The organism is Microcoleus sp. FACHB-SPT15 (genome assembly GCF_014849525.1).
In the GTDB taxonomy this organism is placed as follows: Bacteria; Cyanobacteriota; Cyanobacteriia; order Cyanobacteriales; family Coleofasciculaceae; genus Symplocastrum; species Symplocastrum torsivum.
Window position 1 is genome coordinate 1 of the sequence record NZ_JACJNU010000024.1, and the last position, 17,725, is coordinate 17,725.

At 47.8% G+C, this 17,725-nt stretch carries 17 protein-coding genes and 1 pseudogene; 4 read left to right on the forward strand and 14 right to left on the reverse strand.

Annotated features, from left to right (window positions below; all coding sequences use genetic code 11):
• Positions 1–416, reverse strand: a pseudogene (locus tag H6F98_RS07600) (hypothetical protein); the annotation flags it as partial.
• 52 nt (positions 417–468) lie between these two features.
• On the opposite strand from H6F98_RS07600, the gene H6F98_RS07605 reads away from it, so the two are divergent.
• Positions 469–1,440 (forward strand): glycosyltransferase, encoded by a 972-nt coding sequence (locus H6F98_RS07605; RefSeq protein WP_313929812.1) that lies wholly within the window; start codon positions 469–471, stop codon positions 1,438–1,440.
• A 50-nt stretch (positions 1,441–1,490) separates the two neighbouring features.
• Here the strand turns inward: H6F98_RS07605 and H6F98_RS07610 are convergent, their stop codons facing one another.
• The 12 genes from H6F98_RS07610 to pheT all read right to left on the reverse strand — a co-directional run bounded on the left by H6F98_RS07610 (position 1,491) and on the right by pheT (position 12,775).
• Positions 1,491–1,733, reverse strand: a complete 243-nt coding sequence (locus H6F98_RS07610; RefSeq protein WP_192218068.1) for a hypothetical protein — start codon at positions 1,731–1,733, stop codon at positions 1,491–1,493.
• Positions 1,711–2,028 carry a BrnT family toxin gene (locus tag H6F98_RS07615; protein WP_313929813.1) on the reverse strand — a complete coding sequence of 106 codons (318 nt, stop codon included), beginning with the start codon at positions 2,026–2,028 and terminating at the stop codon, positions 1,711–1,713. Before H6F98_RS07615 ends, H6F98_RS07610 begins: the two co-directional genes overlap by 23 nt.
• Before the next feature lie 3 nt (positions 2,029–2,031).
• Positions 2,032–2,280: a DUF4926 domain-containing protein gene (locus H6F98_RS07620; protein ID WP_192218069.1), complete on the reverse strand. Its 249-nt coding sequence runs from the start codon at positions 2,278–2,280 to the stop codon at positions 2,032–2,034.
• A 19-nt stretch (positions 2,281–2,299) separates the two neighbouring features.
• Positions 2,300–2,632, reverse strand: coding sequence for a DUF6883 domain-containing protein (locus H6F98_RS07625; RefSeq protein WP_192218070.1), 333 nt, complete (start codon positions 2,630–2,632; stop codon positions 2,300–2,302).
• Between the two features lie 65 nt (positions 2,633–2,697).
• Positions 2,698–3,972, reverse strand: coding sequence for an ATP-grasp domain-containing protein (locus H6F98_RS07630; RefSeq protein WP_192218071.1), 1,275 nt, complete (start codon positions 3,970–3,972; stop codon positions 2,698–2,700).
• A gap of 180 nt (positions 3,973–4,152) precedes the next feature.
• A complete protein-coding gene (locus tag H6F98_RS07635; protein ID WP_192218072.1) occupies positions 4,153–4,887 on the reverse strand; it encodes a peptidase E in 735 nt (244 codons plus the stop codon).
• Positions 4,888–4,942: 55 nt separating this feature from the next.
• Positions 4,943–6,043 (reverse strand): Xaa-Pro peptidase family protein, encoded by a 1,101-nt coding sequence (locus H6F98_RS07640; protein WP_192218073.1) that lies wholly within the window; start codon positions 6,041–6,043, stop codon positions 4,943–4,945.
• Positions 6,040–7,140, reverse strand: coding sequence for a galactose-1-phosphate uridylyltransferase (galT, locus tag H6F98_RS07645; RefSeq protein WP_192218074.1), 1,101 nt, complete (start codon positions 7,138–7,140; stop codon positions 6,040–6,042). The genes H6F98_RS07640 and galT overlap by 4 nt, the downstream gene beginning before the upstream one ends.
• Positions 7,043–9,037, reverse strand: coding sequence for a glycoside hydrolase family 2 protein (locus H6F98_RS07650; RefSeq protein WP_192218075.1), 1,995 nt, complete (start codon positions 9,035–9,037; stop codon positions 7,043–7,045). The genes galT and H6F98_RS07650 overlap by 98 nt, the downstream gene beginning before the upstream one ends.
• Before the next feature lie 135 nt (positions 9,038–9,172).
• On the reverse strand, positions 9,173–9,700 hold the full coding sequence (locus tag H6F98_RS07655; protein WP_199348359.1) for a hypothetical protein: 528 nt from the start codon (positions 9,698–9,700) through the stop codon (positions 9,173–9,175).
• A gap of 291 nt (positions 9,701–9,991) precedes the next feature.
• A complete protein-coding gene (locus H6F98_RS07660; protein WP_192218076.1) occupies positions 9,992–10,261 on the reverse strand; it encodes a YciI family protein in 270 nt (89 codons plus the stop codon).
• A 66-nt stretch (positions 10,262–10,327) separates the two neighbouring features.
• Positions 10,328–12,775 (reverse strand): phenylalanine--tRNA ligase subunit beta, encoded by a 2,448-nt coding sequence (pheT, locus tag H6F98_RS07665; RefSeq protein ID WP_192218077.1) that lies wholly within the window; start codon positions 12,773–12,775, stop codon positions 10,328–10,330.
• 482 nt (positions 12,776–13,257) lie between these two features.
• Here pheT and H6F98_RS07670 point away from each other — a divergent pair, with 482 nt between their 5' ends.
• Together H6F98_RS07670 and H6F98_RS07675 are read left to right on the forward strand one after the other, a co-directional pair.
• Complete coding sequence (locus H6F98_RS07670) at positions 13,258–14,874, forward strand: serine/threonine-protein kinase (RefSeq protein ID WP_192218078.1); 1,617 nt, start codon at positions 13,258–13,260, stop codon at positions 14,872–14,874.
• A 159-nt stretch (positions 14,875–15,033) separates the two neighbouring features.
• Positions 15,034–15,510, forward strand: coding sequence for a TspO/MBR family protein (locus H6F98_RS07675; protein WP_192218079.1), 477 nt, complete (start codon positions 15,034–15,036; stop codon positions 15,508–15,510).
• Positions 15,511–15,536: 26 nt separating this feature from the next.
• Here H6F98_RS07675 and H6F98_RS07680 read toward each other — a convergent pair whose 3' ends face one another.
• The gene (locus tag H6F98_RS07680; protein ID WP_192218080.1) at positions 15,537–16,250 is read right to left on the reverse strand and encodes a pentapeptide repeat-containing protein; all 714 of its coding nucleotides are present in this window, start codon (positions 16,248–16,250) and stop codon (positions 15,537–15,539) included.
• 252 nt (positions 16,251–16,502) lie between these two features.
• Here H6F98_RS07680 and H6F98_RS07685 point away from each other — a divergent pair, with 252 nt between their 5' ends.
• Positions 16,503–17,717, forward strand: a complete 1,215-nt coding sequence (locus H6F98_RS07685; protein ID WP_192218081.1) for an RNA-guided endonuclease TnpB family protein — start codon at positions 16,503–16,505, stop codon at positions 17,715–17,717.
• Positions 17,718–17,725 lie beyond the last annotated feature (8 nt).

A 17,725-nucleotide genomic window follows, 5' to 3' on the forward strand; every position in this document is an offset into this window, starting at 1 on the left:
TCTGGTTCGGGTACTTCTTGATTGGGTTGATGATAGACCGAAAAGCTAGTGGTGTCACTGCGAGCGACTTGTGTCGGTAATTCATAGGCTCGAATTAAGTGTTGTCCCAAGAAAGTTTCAATCGCCTCTGTTGCCTGGTGTTGGGATGAACCCAATACACTCAACAAATCTGCCAGTCGGTCATCGGTTGCGTCTTTGTCTGCTATCTTCCAGCCTGTTGCTAATTCTAGAGTTTGATGATCTTGCTTGACCCAGCTTTCTACTGCACACAGTCGGTGATCGGCTTGGGTAATGATGTAACTTAACAGCAACACAGCTAGTTGACCGTAGCTTAATCCCTTTCGGTTGCCATGTGGTGGTGGTACTTCTTGGTTGATTAGCGCCTCAATCTGCATCTGGCTTAACCATTTGATCACTCTACACTTGAGGCTGGTTATTTGGCTACTGGGTCATCCAAATGACCGAACGGTGAGATCGGAAGGGCTGCATTTTTGGGCGATTGGGCAATCCCTCTACAAACCTGGCTCAATGGCAGAAACATTCAAGCAGCTTGCTCAGTTGAGTGAGATTGAAGCACTTCGGTATTCCGTTGATTCTTGTCGTCATAGTGCGGAAATCATCTGTCAGGATGCTCCTGCGGCTGTGGAAGCGGCGGGAATTGAAGCTTTGATTGTCGATCAGTTGGAACCCGTTGGAGAAACGATCGCGGAATTTCTCAATCTTCCCTTCGTTTGCGTTAGCTGTGGTCAGGCAATTCAGCGCAGAGCGGATGCCCCACCGTTCTTTATGCCTTGGAACTATGAAAATACTTTGTGGGCGCGGCTCCGAAATCAGGTTGCTTACACTATCCTCGATCGCAGTTGCCAACCGATTCTGCAAGTAATTAACCAGTATCGCCAGCAGTGGAAGTTACCGCGTAGTGTGCAGAATACCAAACAGGATGTGTTTCGCTGTATTGCCGAAGCTTGTAAAAGACTCAATGTGCAACTCGTCATCGCCCATGGAGGTGGGATGAGTCCCGATGCTGTGCAAGCACTGCCAGGTTCTCCACTAGTGGTTGACTATGCACCGCAGCTTGAGGTGATTGCCAAAGCTAGTCTAACCATTACTCATGGCGGACTCAATACAGTACTGGATTCTCTCAGTCATGGTGTCCCATTAGTTGCCATGCCAATTACGTTTGAACAACCTGGAAATGCAGCACGCATCCGCTGGACAGGAACAGGAGAAATGATTGCAATTTCTCGCCTCAGCGTTTCTAAATTGCAAACTGCAATTCAACAGGTACTGGCAGAGGAATCTTACAGGTACAATGCCAGGAGAATTCAAGAGGCGATCGCACAAGCAGGTGGTGTGAGGCGAGCGGCTGACATTATCGAACAAGTCATCACTCCTCAATCCCCAACCCTATCACTATCAACATCCCGTACCCGTGCATAGGGTGGGTGTGGCAAAAGTAGGAGGTTCCATAGCATTGCAGTGTGGTTATGTTAGGCTGTCTCATCGCTTGCTGCTTGTGGCATGGCTTCAATTAACGCCCGAAGTACCTTGTTAACTGACTCCGATGTTGTAAAAAATTCAGCAACATCTTCATCCAAAACCACTACTGTCATCCTTCGCTTGAGACTTTGAGCAGCAAAACGGTTGCGCTTTACCCTCTGGTAATCAAAGTGGTACTCCGGCAATAATTCATCCTCAGGGTTGGGAGATTCATCGAAAGGCTTTTTGTTCATAATCTTCACGTTCCCTTCGAGTGGCTATACGGGCACTAATGATACGAATGGCGTTGAGACGTTCAGTAAAGCTAACCAGCAGCAACCGATTCCTGCGAGAATGACCAATGATAATTTCCCGTTGCTCATCTAAGGAGTTTGCTTCGTCATTGAAGATAACAGCTAGCGCATTGTCAAACACGGTCTTGGCTTCTTCAAAGCTTACACCATGCTTTTTCAAGTTAGCAGTTGCCTTCGACTCATCCCATTCAAACTCCATGCCCAAATCATAATCTGACTGTTCAAAAAATCGCACATATCACGCCGTAACCATTTCAGCTTTTGAATCGGGCGATGCTGGCTCAAAACGCAGCACCATAACTTGTCCTGGACGTAAACCAACAGACTCGTAAGTACGTCCATTGCGATCGCTAAACTCAACCTCAAACGCAGTACCACCAGCCAATATTTCAACCACTGTGCCGACTTGCCCACGCCACAGGTTGTATTCGGGAAGATCTACCGTTAGTGCCACTACATCAAGTAATTTGGCTGTATTTGCCGTCATCTCGTATCACCTCCAGGTACTACAGAGGGTAACAGGTCGTTAATCTTGGGATATCAGAACCCTGTTCGATAATCCAACCACTCCGAATAGTCGCACTTTTATCTTGCCATTCGAGCGTGAAATCCAGAGTGTAGCGTTGCCCGAAGTCATCCTGTCGCCCCAATCGCGCCTCATGAGTCTTGACAACTTCCAAAAGGATTTGGCGTAACTCCTCAGCATTATCAGCAGTTATGTCCAAGCTTGAGGAGAAAAGCCGAGCTTTGTGTTTCCCTTCATCATGGTCTGGATTTAGGCAGTAGTCGCGAAGTTTACGAATGTCAACAACTGCATTCTCTGCGTTTGGAATCAACATCGAACATATAACCCTGGCGTGAGGCGATCAACCACTCACCAATAACCTCTAGGTCAATATATTGTTTAACCGACAAACTGCAATCCCTTATCTTTTAAGTTCTGCTCAATGTGCTGCATATCTTCAACCGTCTCTCCAGTCACAATCCCGTAAATATCGGTATAAATTTTGCCGTATTTGAGCTTCTCTAGAGCTGACAGGATGATAAAGTCTTTGCGATCAAGTTCTGGTTTCAGGGTGACGAGAATGGAGTCTAATGTCCCATCCATCCGGTAGTCACTGGAATATGTCGCCACTTCTTTTCCTAGTCCCAGTAAGGTATGGCGTTGTAAGCACATAGGAGTTGAGCCATTGACTCGGAAATTGGCATCGATCGCATAAAATTGTCCGTCTCTATCTTCCAACACATCGAAGCCAACAAAGCCGAAATACCCCTGTTGATGAGCATACTGACCAATGGCAGCAATCATCTCAAAGAATCTGCTCATGTCAGTTTCGCGGTAGTGAATCACTCCTCCTAAATAATTGCCCTCTGCGGTGACGAGTTGCCTCGTCGTACCGATGAGCGTAATCTCTCCCGCCTTATTGACATAGAACTGCACGCAGTAGTTCTGGACAACATTCTTGACAAACTCCGAGACAATGATCGTATCAAGCAGCTTAATATCAAGATATTTTCTCAGTTCTTCCAAACAGTAGTTCAGTTCGCTAGTACTTCTGATAATGTAAGTGCCTTCTCCGGAGATTCCGTGCGACGTTTTGATCAAGTAGGGGAATTGCTCTGGTAATTTAATGTCTTCGAGACTGACTTCGTGCAGATTGTAGCTCTCGAATTTCGGACATTGCACCCCTAGGGAGGCTAGCGCCACTTTGCTGAGCAAGTGATAGTGAGTGTCTGGATCGACAGCGTGTTTTTCAGGTTTGAGATTATCAAACGGAAATAGTGTGATGACGTTGTTAACGCGATCGCTTTGGCTAAGTTCATCCAGATAAGTTGAGCAATGGATCATCTCCAGATTGGTGTAGCTGAAGCCAAAATGCTCCCGCCAGTAGTCAATCAGCAACTTTTGCGGCTCAATAATGACAACTCCTGGAAGGGTGTCGCCTAACACAGCCAGATTTTTCCAAGGTTCCTTCTGGCAAATCTTATCAAAAGAAGTTTTGGTGGCTTCACTACTGCCATCTTGAAGAAAATACTTTTTCGTATTGGGATAAGCTGCCCAACTAGCAGTCGCAGGATAATTTAGGATGAACGCATAACCTGCATCCGTGATATCTTGTGCAAACAGATCGGAAAGAGAATTCCCCTGAAAGTATTGAAAGTCGTATGTTGAACTCATAGAAAGCTGCCTGAGTGGAGCGAAAGCTGAAAAGCCTACACCATGATGAATCAAAATTATCTCAAAAAGCAGATTTTTCTATCATCTTCCGGAGGTTACAGCGACTCTCAATTGAAGGATGCGATCGCTAAAACGTAACAGGCTGCGGAAGCTGTAGCAGACATCTATCTAGGCTACTTTTTAGAGCGATGTGTTTAGGATATCTCCTAGGTATGTTGGCTCTAACGGACTTTCTTTGACTGTCTCACCTACTTTTTCCAACCGATACGCTTTGGCATGAGGACGGGAACTCACAATTCTCTCCAATTGAGTAGCTAAGAAATGGAGAGCAACCCCATCATCTGCGGCATAGCCTTGACTAATTAGTCCTTCTGATAAAAGTCGATGATAGGACGGTTTTCTTTCTAGTTCTCCGTCGTAATGGGGGCAGTTACTACCTTCAAGAAAGCCAAGGCAACGTAATGCAGTTAGTTCCCCTGGAAAAGAGTCTGTTACTCCCTCTTCAAACCAACAAATAGAGCCTGCACTCCAACCCGCGAGAATAACTCCACGTTCCCAGGCTTCCTTGATGATGCTGTCAAGTCCCCAATCTCTCCAAAGAGCAATGAGGTTTTTTGTATTGCCTCCCCCTACATAAATAATGTCTTGCTCAAGAACGAAAGACCTCAAATCCGCCGTTTGTAATCTGAATAATAATAAATGAGATGGTGTACAGGTTAATTGTGCAAACGCTGTGTCAAATCGGTCGATATAGCTTTGCGAATCACCACTAGCGGTAGGAATAAAACAAATTTTTGGACTGTCTTTGTTTGCCAGTTTGAGGAGGTATTTTTCCAGTAGGAGATTGTCAGGTTCTATTGATAAGCCTGCACCTCCCATTGCCACAATTTGCCTAGTAGATAAATTTCCTGTCATGATGAAACCCAAATACCCAATTCGGCAACGAGTTTTGCCAGATATCTAATGCTTATTATGTAAACTCCAATGGGACAGGGCGCACTCTTCCTTCTACTTCAACACTTGGCCAGTTTGGATCAAAAGTCAGATTTTCCAACTTGCCATCCTGAAGAATCACAAACGTATCTTCAACCTTTGCCCCGACTAAACTTGGGTTCCAAGCAACAGGGATGCCTTCTACTAAAGTGTCAGTCGTAGTAGGATTTGCCACAATTTCTCGCGACAAATATCCCGTCGTTCCTCCCTGGTGATGTTGGAGGATTGCCTGCTTGAATCGGTGCTGGTCATAAGCGTGAGCTAAGGCGTGATAAACTGCGTCCAGAGATGTGCCAGGTTTGCACACATTCAGTGCTTGCGCTTCAATTTCCCGCACATGACGGTGCAATTCGGCGTGTTCATCCCCTAACGCACCAAATGACACAAATCGGGTAAGGTTCGCATATAAACCGTATTTCCTAGCGCAAAACACCAGCATTGCTTGCCGCCCGATCGCTTCTCCAGTCGCGGTAGCATGACGGTAAAGTGGCAAACGCCTCTCGCCAGCGACTAGAGTCAACGCTGGATGTATTCCCCTTGCCCACAATGCCTCTGCACCCGCCCCCGCAAGCTGATATTCTGTCCAGGTAGGCTTGGCGGCTGTTAAGACTTCTGTCATCGCTTCACTTGCCTTACGCCCGACTTCGCGATATCGCTCTAGCTCACTTGACATCATTACCTGTTTATGAACTTGTAGAGACGTGGGTAAGCGCTTCTCTACGTGAGGGATGGGGCGATCGCTAAGAACCTTCCCCCCATTGGTAACATCTCGCACAAACGATTCACGCGCAGCCGCATCAGCCCAAGGATTTACATTTACTTGAAAATTCTCTGGAAGTTCCTCATCTTTTAAACGCTGTGCTTCGATTTCATCTGTCAATACGCAAGCCTCTTGAGCAGTTACCAACACTTCTGCTACTCCGGTTTCAGCGGTAAGCAGCACAGTATTGGAACCGCCAGCAGTCGCCCAAGCAAACCAGTCTGTTCCCTTAAGGCGGACACCCGTTGCCTGGGTCTCTCTTAATGCATCCCGAATTAACTCCAGTTTGCGCGAGACTTCTTCATTAAATTCCTTCACACCCTCACCCCCGCTTCGAGAAGTACCGATACTGCCTGTAAGTCCTTGGCTTTCTCTTCTGGGAGAGCATCATTGGCAAACATTCCCGCTGCCAGTTCAGTTCCAGCTAAGTACTTAAGTCTATCCTGGGTACGATAGGGGGGATAGAACTCGGCGTGCAGATGTGATTCTGGATGGGGTTGCCCGTCAGTAGGTGCCTGGAACCAAGCCATTAAGTAAGGGAAGGGGCGTCTCCATAAGCCGTCGTACTTGAGGGTGACAGTCTTTAAAGCTTTGGCAAGTCCTCTCCGCTGCTCTGCTGTAAGGTCAATAAATGTCGCAACTGGCTCAATGGTTGCAATCCAAACTTCGTAAGGATAGCGGGCACACACGGGGACAAATGCGATCGCCTCTTCATCTATATAAATAATTCTCTGCTTGTCTTCAATTTCTTTTTGAATCAAATCTTGCAGCAAGCCCCGCTGATTTTCCTGATAATATTTCTGCTGGCGTTCCTGCATCCGTGCAGGAACAGGAGGCACAAAAGGATAGGAGTAAATCTGACCATGGGGATGAAGCAACGTCACCCCCATCTCCACACCTCGATTCTCGAAGGGCAGAACGTACTGGATATGTGGATTCCCTCCGAGTACACGAGTGCGATCACCCCACACTTGCAACAGCAAATCTAGGTGAGAGAGTTCCAGGGAACCGAGGGACGCTTCGGGGTCTTGGGTGAAAACCACGACCTCGCACGCCCCATTTGCAGGTAGAGTTTCAACAATGCTGCTAGGTGGCTCATGCGCCGCCAGCGCCATCGAAGGAAAGCGGTTGTCGAAAACCGCTATGTCATATTGTCCTTGGGGGAGTTCGGTCGGAAATTTAGGATCGATGGTGGGGGCCAGTGGGTTGTACTCCGGGGGCGGCATGAATGTCCGCCCCTGACGATGACTGGCGTAAGCAATCCACTCACCCCGCAAGGGATGCCAACGTAGGTGGGGATTTGCCTGAATCGGCTCATTACCGGGGCTGGGAGCCTGGATACCCTCCGCAATTGGGTACCGACTGTATAGAGTCAGCGGACGTCCATCCGGCTTTAGCAGCTCCTGGGAATACATTTTCCTCTGGGGACCAACTAGCTTTAACTCCTGAGAGCATAACGTCTTCCTCTTCCTCTTCGCCCCTGCCTAGGGTTGCATATGCGATCGCTTCTAGCGGAAACTTCGGAGTCCGGTCTGCATACAACAGACCATTTGCTTCCTGGAAGGTATCCGTCAACTGTGTGTAACAAAATCCACTGAACATACCGACTTTGTTAACCACATCCAGTAGCGCCGTATACCGAATTTGCAACTCCGAGACATCCGAAGACCGCACGTATCCCCAGACTTTATCCGCATCAGGTTGTTCACGGTCAGCGTAAGCAATACCACCGAACTCAGTTAGCATGATCGGCTGTCCGTTATGGGGATGACCATCAAGGGTGAGAACACGCCCTCCCGGACGCTGGCGATCGAACAGGTCTGATAACTTGACTTCTGGTCCATAACGCTTTGCCAACCGAGTAGGCTTATTATCGTAGTCATGAATAGCCAGGATGTCAGTTGCTGCACTCTCCCAGCCGTCATTGCCAACTACCGGGCGAGTTGGGTCTAGGGTTTTGGTCAAGTGGTAGAGCGCTTGGACGCAGTGCCGATGAGGCTCCGTCGCTGTTAAGTCAGGAACACCCCAAGATTCATTAAACGGCACCCAAACCACGATACAGGGGTGGCTAGCATCTCGGTTGATCACCTCAGTCCACTCTTTTGTCATGCGTTCTACCGCTTTGGGCGTGAAGCGATAGGCACTTGGCATCTCTTCCCAGACCATTAAACCCAGGACATCTGCCCAATACAAGAACCGAGGGTCTTCAATCTTTTGGTGCTTGCGGACGCCGTTAAAGCCCATCATCTTGACTAACTCGACATCGCGCCGCAACGCCTCATCTGAGGGGGCAGTCATCAGCGTGTCGGGCCAGTAGCCTTGGTCTAGAACTAGCCGTAGATAGTAAGGATGCCCGTTGAGCATGAAGCGATCGCGCTGTATCGCCACAGTCCGCATTGCCGTGTAGGACTTCACCTCATCCACCAGCTTGTCGTCTTGCCACAGTTGAACTTGGGCATCAATTAGGGTCGGCTTCTCAGGACTCCAGAGCAATTCGTTGCGGTAGTCGTCGATGCCGGGGTCAGAGAGTGCAATGCGACGGTGAATCTCCCCGTTGATCACCTCGTAAGTATCGTTTACCAGCAGTTGGCAACCAACTGTTAGTTTCACTTTTATTTGCATACCATCGTATTGCTCACCCGTGACAAAGGCTTCAAAGCCAATCTCCCACCGCTCGAAGTGGGGTGTCCAGCGGATGTGCTCGATGTAAGTGCTAGGAACGACCTCAGCCCAGACTGTTTGCCAAATACCACTTGTGCGCGGATACCATAGACTGTGTGGCTCTAACTGCCAATCTTGCTTACCGCGTGGTTTAGCCAGATCGAAGGGGTCATCCTGTGCCCAAAGTGTTACCCGTTGTGGTCCGTTTTCATTCAAGACATGTGTGATGTCGATGCTGAATGGAGTATGTCCACCTTCATGGTCTGCCACGAATTGACCATTAACCCAAACACGGGCACGATAGTCTACAGCCCCGAAGTGGAGCAGCACCCGACCCTCTTGTTCGGGTAAGTCAAATTCCCGCTCATACCAGCAGTTTGGGTGAAAACCTGTGTCGCCGATGCCACTTTTTGTGCATTCTGGAGCAAAGGGAACTTGAATGGTATGAGTCCAATCAGAAATATCACCAGGTCGAACAAATTGCCCAGCGTCGTCAAACGTAAACTTCCACGAGCCGTTTAGACAAATCCAGCTAGCACGCCGCAACTGTGGACGTGGATATCCGATTTCGATCTGCGAAGAATTATCCCCGGTAGTAGGATCACAGGACAATTCATAACAATCTTTCAGCCGTTTCCCCAACGAATGCATAAAGACATCTACCCTAGGTTATATATCTAGAGTACCCACAAGAATGGTTGTTTAGCTCTTGCACATCGTTGATTCACAATAAATTTAAAGTCTTGGCTGTGATTTAGTGTTTACACACACTTCCATCATAATTTCCTAAAATCTCAAACCAACCCCACCTTGCACGGAAAGAGCGGCTCCTCCTCCATTGCGATAGGCGTCGAAAGCAATAATTGCATTGCCAAATAGAACAGTGTTGCTATTCGGGACAATGTAATCAATACCCGGTTGTAGGGCAAAGCTTGTTTTATCTCCTACTGGCGACGGCGTAGTGCCACTTGCAAAGGCAACGCCAGCACCTAAATAGGCATCGGTTTGCCAGTTGAGGGGAACGTCATAGGAAATTGTTGGTACAATCGCCGTGCCGGAGCCAATGAGAGCTTGGGCACGTAATGAGACAGGTATTTCCAACAGTTTGTAGCGCACCGCCAGCACTCCACCAATTTGCTGAGCCTCTCCTCGTGAATCTTCAAGAATACCTACCGTCGGACCAACTCCAACATAACTCCCGTAGGCAGCTTGAGCAGAAGCTGACTCCGTGGTGAAGGCAAGGGTTGCGGCAATAGCAAAGCCTCCTAAACCCATAGCACTCAGTCCGGACAACAAGCCCTTAAGACGAACCATTTCCTTACTCCTCCACACCTGTAAATCCGAATGCTTGATTTGAGCAGATTTTAGCTTAATTTATCGGAAAACCAAATTCTGCTCAGGTGCTGATTTGTTTATATGCAGTCAGATAAAAATTATTAGTTTGTGTAAAAAGCGATCGCTTTCGTCTATGCCAAACGAATATCCTGTCAAAAAATTCCACTGCTTTAAAATTTTTAAGCAAAAAATTTTAAAGATTAGAGAATAGCCAGCTTGGGGCGATCGCTTTCTTCGTGGGCTAGGTAAACTCTCCCTTCAAGCTTGAACTTAAAAAGCTTGAATCCACTCTTTCACCTCGTATTCAGTCCAAATCCCGTTTTGCCAATAGGGGTCAGCCTCAACTAGCTGGCGCACTGTGGCTTCGTCTTCAGCTTCATAGATGCCAAAAACTTTAGTGACATCTTTGGTCGGACCAATCGTAATTAAGACACCGCTCTCTTTTTGAGCAGCAAGACCATCAAGATGAGCTTGTCGGTGAGGCGCACGCTTTTCTAAAACATCCTCACAGTAGCTTCCCCACATCACATATTTAGGCATCGCTAGTTATTGGTTGTTGGTTGTTAATTATTTTCTAATAACAGTTAACCAACAACCAATAACTATTTAACTTCTGAGACTGACACCGAATTTTTCGACTAGGGCTTCTCGGACTTTTTGATGCACTGGCTCGACTTCTTCATCCGTCAGAGTGCGATCGCTTGCCCGATAGATTAGCCTGAATGCCAAGCTTCGTTGTCCAGCAGGGACAGATTCGCCTTGATACTCATCGAATAACTCTACAGAGTGCAATAACGTCCCGGCTGCTTTTTGAGTAGCGCGTTCTATTTCTGCTACAGAGACTTTTACAGGTGCGAAGAAGGCGATATCCCGGTCAGTCGCTGGATAGGTCGAATATACCTGGAACCGTGGAGTCAGTCTTTCATCCTGATCTAAAGCATCCAAGAGTACATCCAAGTCCAGATCAAAGGCATAGACAGCATCGGGTAAGCCTCGTTCCTGACGTAGTTGAGGATGTAGCTGCCCAAAGTTGCCTAAGCGATCGCCTTGAAACCACAACGACGCTGTACGTCCTGGGTGAAAGCGCTCATCTTGTCGATTCGGCTGATACTCAACATTGAGATTCAAGCGCTGAAACACACTTTCTAGGACACCCTTTGCCTCATACCAAGTCATTGGTGAGGAACGTCCTCCCTTCACCCATTTGCCTTGAGTTGGATCACCCCCGATAATTCCAGCGATCGCATCCGCTTCTTCCAAGCCTTCTTCTTCTTTCCAGAACAGCCGACCAATCTCAAAGCCATTGAGCGCCTCATTCCCTTGCTCTAGGTTGTACTGGAAGGCATCAATTAGGCCCATAAGTAAATCGGTTCGTAAGGCTGAGTACTCTGTAAGCAGAGGATTAACCAGATGAATTTGCGTCTCGTTCTCTGGCTTGACTAATGAGTAGTGAACTAATTCTGTCAGCCCTCCCGCACGAAACGCTTCTCGCAGTTGTCGTGTTAGTTGCTCTTCTATGGAAAGATACCCTGGTTCTGTCTTATCCGGTAAGTCATCACAGAATTTGTCGTAGCCGTATAGACGAGCGACTTCTTCGATTAAGTCAATTTCGCGCTCCAAGTCCCGATAGCGGTAGGGGGGAACGGTCACTATCCATTGGGTGGAAATGTTTGAATCACTACGATTCAGTTGACACCCAAGGGCAGTGAGGATACGTTCGACATCTTCCGCGAGGATTTCGCCTGTGTCTTCTCCCAAATCTACGGGGCCTAAAATCTGATTGATTCGGTCAAGACGTAGCTCAATTGAACGTGCCCACGTTGAGGGATCGGGGCGTGTATCGGCAATTTCTTGTGAGGTTGGTGACCCAGAGGCTAACTGGGTGATTAGTGCGATCGCACGTTTTGCCGCAATCCCCAATTCTGCCTGATTCACACCTCGCTCATAGCGAGTAGACGCTTCTGTCCGTAAGCCTTGGGTACGGGCTGAGCGACGAATTGCCACCTGCTCAAATAACGCCGCTTCTAAGACTAGATTCTGCGTGTTCTCGTGGACTTCTGTTTCTTCGCCACCCATCACCCCAGCGAGAGCAACAGGTTTATTGTTAGCGGTAATTAATAGGGTTTGTTGTTGAAGGCTTCGGGTTTGACCATCCAGCGTCTTGAGAGATTCGCCACTTTGAGCGAAGCGCACTCCAACGGTTAAGGCATCTCCACCTGCAACTGCCTTTAGGCGATCGCGATCAAACGCATGAAGCGGTTGTCCCCACTCCAACAAAATGTAGTTTGTGACATCCACCACATTGTTAATCGGTCGCACTCCCGCTGCTTGCAAGCGCCGTTGCAACCAATCTGGGGAGGGAGCAATCTTCACTCCTTCAATCACCGTCCCAATGTATGCCGGACAAGCTTGTGGCTCAGAAACCTTGATCCTCAGATTTCCAGAACCCTGTGGAATCGTTGTTTCAGGAGCGTCTGGAAGCCTCATTGACGCGCCTGTAAGCGCCGCCACCTCTCTGGCGACCCCCACCATACTGAGGGCATCAGCACGGTTTGCTGTTGCTGTCAAATCGAGAATGACATCTTCCAAGTCGAGGAGGGGACGAGCGTCACTGCCCACCTGGAGATTCTCCTCTTCAAAAATGTGAATACCAGCCGACTGTTTTTCCAAGCCCACTTCGGCTAGGGAGCAAATCATTCCTTCTGAGCGAACCCCCCGCAGCTTTGAGGCGCGAATTTTCACATCAATTACGGGTAGGTAAGTGCCGACAGTGGCTACTGGAACATAAATCTCTGGTCGGACATTCGCCGCGCCACAGACAATATTGAGTACACCATCAGCCGCGCCAATATCCACTTGACAGACTCTGAGCTTATCCGCATTCGGATGGGGCTGTACATCCAGAACCTTCCCCACTACCACGCCATCGGCGAAGCTCCGACGATCTTCGATGTCTTCAACCTCAAATCCTGCCAGTGTTAGGGTTTCGGCTAACTCTTCTGGGGTTAACGTCACGTCCACCAGTTCTCGTAGCCAGTTTAGAGAGATACGCATTGAACTCTAAGTTTTACCTTCCGTAGTTCGATTATTTTACCGTCAGCATTGAGGGATTAGGGATTGGGAATTGGGAATTGGGGATTGGGAGGGCTTTAATTGTGTGCCAGCCACTTGAGTTATTGTCTAATACCAAGTTGCGGTCAAAGGTAGTACTTTCTCTGTCGCCCCATCACCCATCACCCTTTTCTTGGGATTGTCAGCTCAGCATAGATTTTTATTAATGCTTTATTAAAGCTAAGCTAGCTTCATCAACTCTTTACATAAATTTTGGCGAACTTGACTCGATTTGGCTTCCTTCTTGACCAGGTAGACATGAAAAGTAGGATATCCTGGTCTTAAATCAGATCTCTATCTACAAGGCTTGCCAAACTAGGGTGCATTCGGCGGTGCGTTCCCAACGAGAGCCAGATATGTAAAGCCGGGTGCTTCAATATAAAGCTTCCGTCCCAGCACGGACGACGCCCCATCGGTGACGCTGAATGAGCTACTGCCTAAATCCTGCCTGTCCTCAGCCCAAAAATCCGATGCACGCCGATGCCTGTCAGGCGTGCGGCACAAAGCTATTGTTACGCGATCGCTATCGGGTACACAAAGCTTTGGGTCAAGGTGGATTTGGGGCAACATTTCTCGCTGAAGATAAATCTTTGCCCGGTGACCCCTGTTGTGTCATCAAGCAACTGCGTCCGGCATCCAATGTCTCTCATGTCATACCGATGGCACGGGAGCTATTTGAGAGAGAAGCCAGAACCCTCGGAAAAATTGGTAATCATCCCCAAGTACCTCGGCTGCTGGATTATTTTGACGAACAACAGCAGTTCTATTTGGTACAAGAGTACATTAGCGGCTCGACCCTCCAGCAGGAAATCAAGCGCTCTGGTCCACTATCGGAAGCCGGAGTCAAGCAATTCCTTAGTGAACTCCTGCCACTACTTCAGTACATCCACAGCCAGCAGGTCATTCACCGGGACATTAAGCCCGCGAACTTGATTCGTCGTGAACAAGACCGCAAACTGGTTCTCATTGACTTTGGTGCTGTGAAAAACCAAGTCAACGCCCCTACAGCCAGTAACTCAGACCAAACAGCTTTAACAAATTTTGCGATCGGTACCCCAGGCTTTGCGCCACCTGAGCAGATGGCATTGCGACCTGTTTATGCCAGTGACATCTATGCTGTCGGGGTCACCTGTATTTATTTATTAACGGGTAAATCACCAAAAGACCTAGATTACAATCCCTCAACTGGGGAAATGGTCTGGCAGAAATACGTTCATGTCAGTGACCATTTTGCTGAAGTTTTGAAAAAAATGTTGGAGGCTTCGGTTCGTCATCGCTACCAGTCAGCAACAGATATCCTAAGAGCGCTTGACTTGGAGCCTTATCTTGACAGTCTAGAGCAGGGATTGGTTGCTAAGCCGAATCAGCCACACAACCCTCTAAACCCTCAACTCTTCTACTCTGGAGACTTAGGCTCACCGAGTTCGTCTTCATCCCCCTCCACGGCAACGACGAAGTTGGCAGATGCAATTCGAGCGCGACGCGCCCGTAAGGAACAAAGCGGTTCTCGAACGTTAGGCGGGCAACGTAATCAGGGTATTCCTGCTCAACGCGCTTCAACAACTTCCCTTCGTAGTGAGAGCGTTACAACAGGAAAACCAAAACTTCCTGCTAAGTTAGATGCGAATGTGGTCTTGACAGCTTATATGAAAGGTCGGAGAGATTTTGCCTCTCAAGATTTGAGTGGGCTTGATCTTCATAAAACCGAGTTAGCTGGCGGAATTTTTCACCAAGCGAAGTTGGCTCGAACCAATTTACAGGGGGCAGATTTATCCAATGCTGATTTTGGACGGGCAAGTCTAAATCGGGCAAACCTACGGGATGCGAAATTAGGTCGAGCTTACTTAAGCTATGCCGATTTAGAAGGGGCTGACTTGCGCGGTGCAGATCTGAGCTTTGCGTATCTCAACAACGCGAGTTTAAAAGGGGCAAATCTCTGTGGGGCAAATCTCTCCAACGCCAAGATTACTGAGGAACAACTAGCTGTGGCAAAAACCAATTGGGCGACTGTGTTACCCAGTGGTAAGCGAGGTTTTTGGTAGCCGGTTCAGAACGAACAAGTGTTCACTCAGAGAGAGGTTTTGGGCTGTGGTTGGTTGATTATCATAAAACGTAAAGCAAACAAATATACCAAGAATGCGATCGCATCCAGTGGCAAGGTCATTTGGATGTGTCGCTAAGTGGGCATAAAGGTAAGACTGATGATTAAATCTTGGGTAGTTATCGCTACTGTGACTTTTGTCGTGGCGCTAGGTAGCTTCTTGATTAGACCCCGCCGTGACATAAAGTGGGCTAAACGTTTAGACCGACCGAACTGGCTATTCTTCGAGCCAGCTATCCCGTTCATCTGGACGATCATTTTTGCATGTGGCGCACTCTCAGCTATCCTCGTCTGGGAAAGTGACCCTGGAAGCCTTAGTACATGGCTGTTTATGGGAGTTTACTTGTTGGTAGAAGTTGTTACGGTTGCCTATATTCCTGTGACGTTGAGAACGAAAAGCCTAGCCGCTGGCACAATCTTGGGCGGATTGGGGGCTATCTTGGGGATTTTGCTGACATTGGCTGTGTCTCCAATTTCCGGAACAGCAGCTTTATTGCTCCTCCCTTATGTACTTTGGAGTCCAATTGGTACCTATACGACTAGAGAGATGATTGACCTAAATCCTGATGCGGCATAACTTGCCGTGTCGCTGTGCTTAACTTGCTAAGCGTTGTTGACTATGTCATCAGGCCAGATTACTCCAGACAAGTTAGCACCTGTCAACTTAACCATCAGTCGGTCTTTGGTTCCAATTTTAGCCCCCCTCAAGTCAGCCCCACTGAGGTCAGCACCACTGAAGTCTGCGCCAATTAAGTTCGTGTATCGTAAGTTGGCATGACTTAGGTTGGCTTGAAATAGGTTGGCTCTAAAGAGATTCGCTCTCTCTAAATTTGCCCCAGTAAGATTCACCTTATGTAAAAAGGCATCGCTGAGGTTGGCGTTACTAAGATCGGCGTTAGTCAAGTTTCTGCCTGACAAATCCTTTTCTTTCAGGTCAGCATTCCGAAAATCAGCTCCACTTAAATCAGGATTTGGAGATTTCGGTTGGTAGTGGGATTGATGGTAGTAAGACCCAGAGGAGGATTGCTTCTGCTGTTGGGGTGGTGTTTTGCGATCGCTTGCTTGAGAACGCTTGGGTGAAGGTTGTGATTTGGGTGTTTTCGTTCGTTGCTGCTGTTGAAGCGATCGCAACTGATCACGCGCTTGGTTGATTTCCTTGAGTTTTTCTTGCGCCTTGTCTCGTAGTCTTTTGTTATCTTCAGGAACGCGATCGGGGTGCCAAATAAATGCCAAGTCCTTATATGCCTGGTTCACCTCAGCCAGTGATGCTCCAGGATCTAACCCCAGTACTCTGTAGCATTGATCTAAATCGTCCATCAACACTATCCTACCAATTCGTTGTGGTTTGAGGAGTGTTTTCTAGGCAAAGGCATACCTTTGCCTCGAATGGCTAGCAACGTCTTAAATTATAGAAACGCCGTAAAACCCACGTCATTCATGCGTGAGATATAAGGCGGGTCACCTCCGTTCCTACGGTGACCAATAGATCCTGCAACGAAGTCATAAAGCGTCATGAACAATCTTATGTGAAGGTAGTAACATAATATTTGTGGTGGTTAGGTCGAACCCATGATTGTTTACGAGTTCAAAGTGAAAGGGAAAGAAGCTCAGTATCGAGCTATAGAAGAGGCGATTCGCACCTCACAGTTCATCCAAAACAAGTGCTTGCGCTACTGGATGGAAAACAAGGGTTTGCGTCAATACGACCTCAACAAATATTGCGCTGTACTTGCAGCAGAATTTCCTTTTGCCGACGAACTCAATTCAATGGCTCGACAGTCTGCGGCAGAACGAACTTGGAGCGCTATTGCAAGGTTCTTTGACAACTGCAAGAAAAAAGTTAAGGGGAAGAAGGGATTTCCAAAGTTCAAGAAACACTGCCGCTCAGTTGAATATAAAACTAGCGGCTGGAAACTTTCTTCTAACCGAAAAGCGATTACATTCCGGGACGGGAAGAACATAGGAACCCTTAAGCTTAAAGGAACCTACGACCTTAATTACTATGACATTAAGCAGATTAAGCGAGTACGGGTTATCCGTAGGGCTGATGGGTACTACGCTCAATTTGCAGTTGATGCAAAAGTTAGGGTTGAACCCAACCTAACCGGAAAGATGGTGGGATTGGACTTAGGGCTAAAGTTCTTCATTGCCGACAACCTTGGCAATACAGAACCTTGTCCTCAGTTCTATAGGAAATCAGAGAAGCAGTTAAACCGATCCAACCGCAAGAAGTCCAAGAAGTTCAAACGAGGTGGCTTACCGCAGTCTAAAAACTACCACAAAGCAAGAAACCGATATGCTCGGAAGCATTTAAGAGTAAGTAGGCAACGAAAAGAGTATTGCAAGCGAGTTGCACACTCCGTCATCCAATCTAACGACTTGGTAGCCTATGAAGACTTAAATGTAAAAGGGTTGGTGAGGAATCGGCATCTTGCTAAATCCATCAGTGATGCGGGATGGTCAACATTTCGCCAATGGCTAGAATATTTTGGCTTTAAATACGGAAAGGTGACGATTGCTGTGCCACCTTACAATACAAGTCAAAATTGCTCTAGCTGTGGGAATAAAGTCAAGAAATCCTTATCTACTAGAACCCATGTCTGTCCACATTGCGGGTTCATCGAAGATCGGGATGTTAATGCTGCCATCAACATCTTGAAACTAGCACTCAGTACGGCGGGGCACGCCGGAACTTACGCTTGGGGAGATTTGCCCTCTTGGGCGATTGGAGTAATCCTGTCGTTTAACGGCGAGTCCGCGAACCAAGAATCCCATCGCCTTTAGGCATGGGA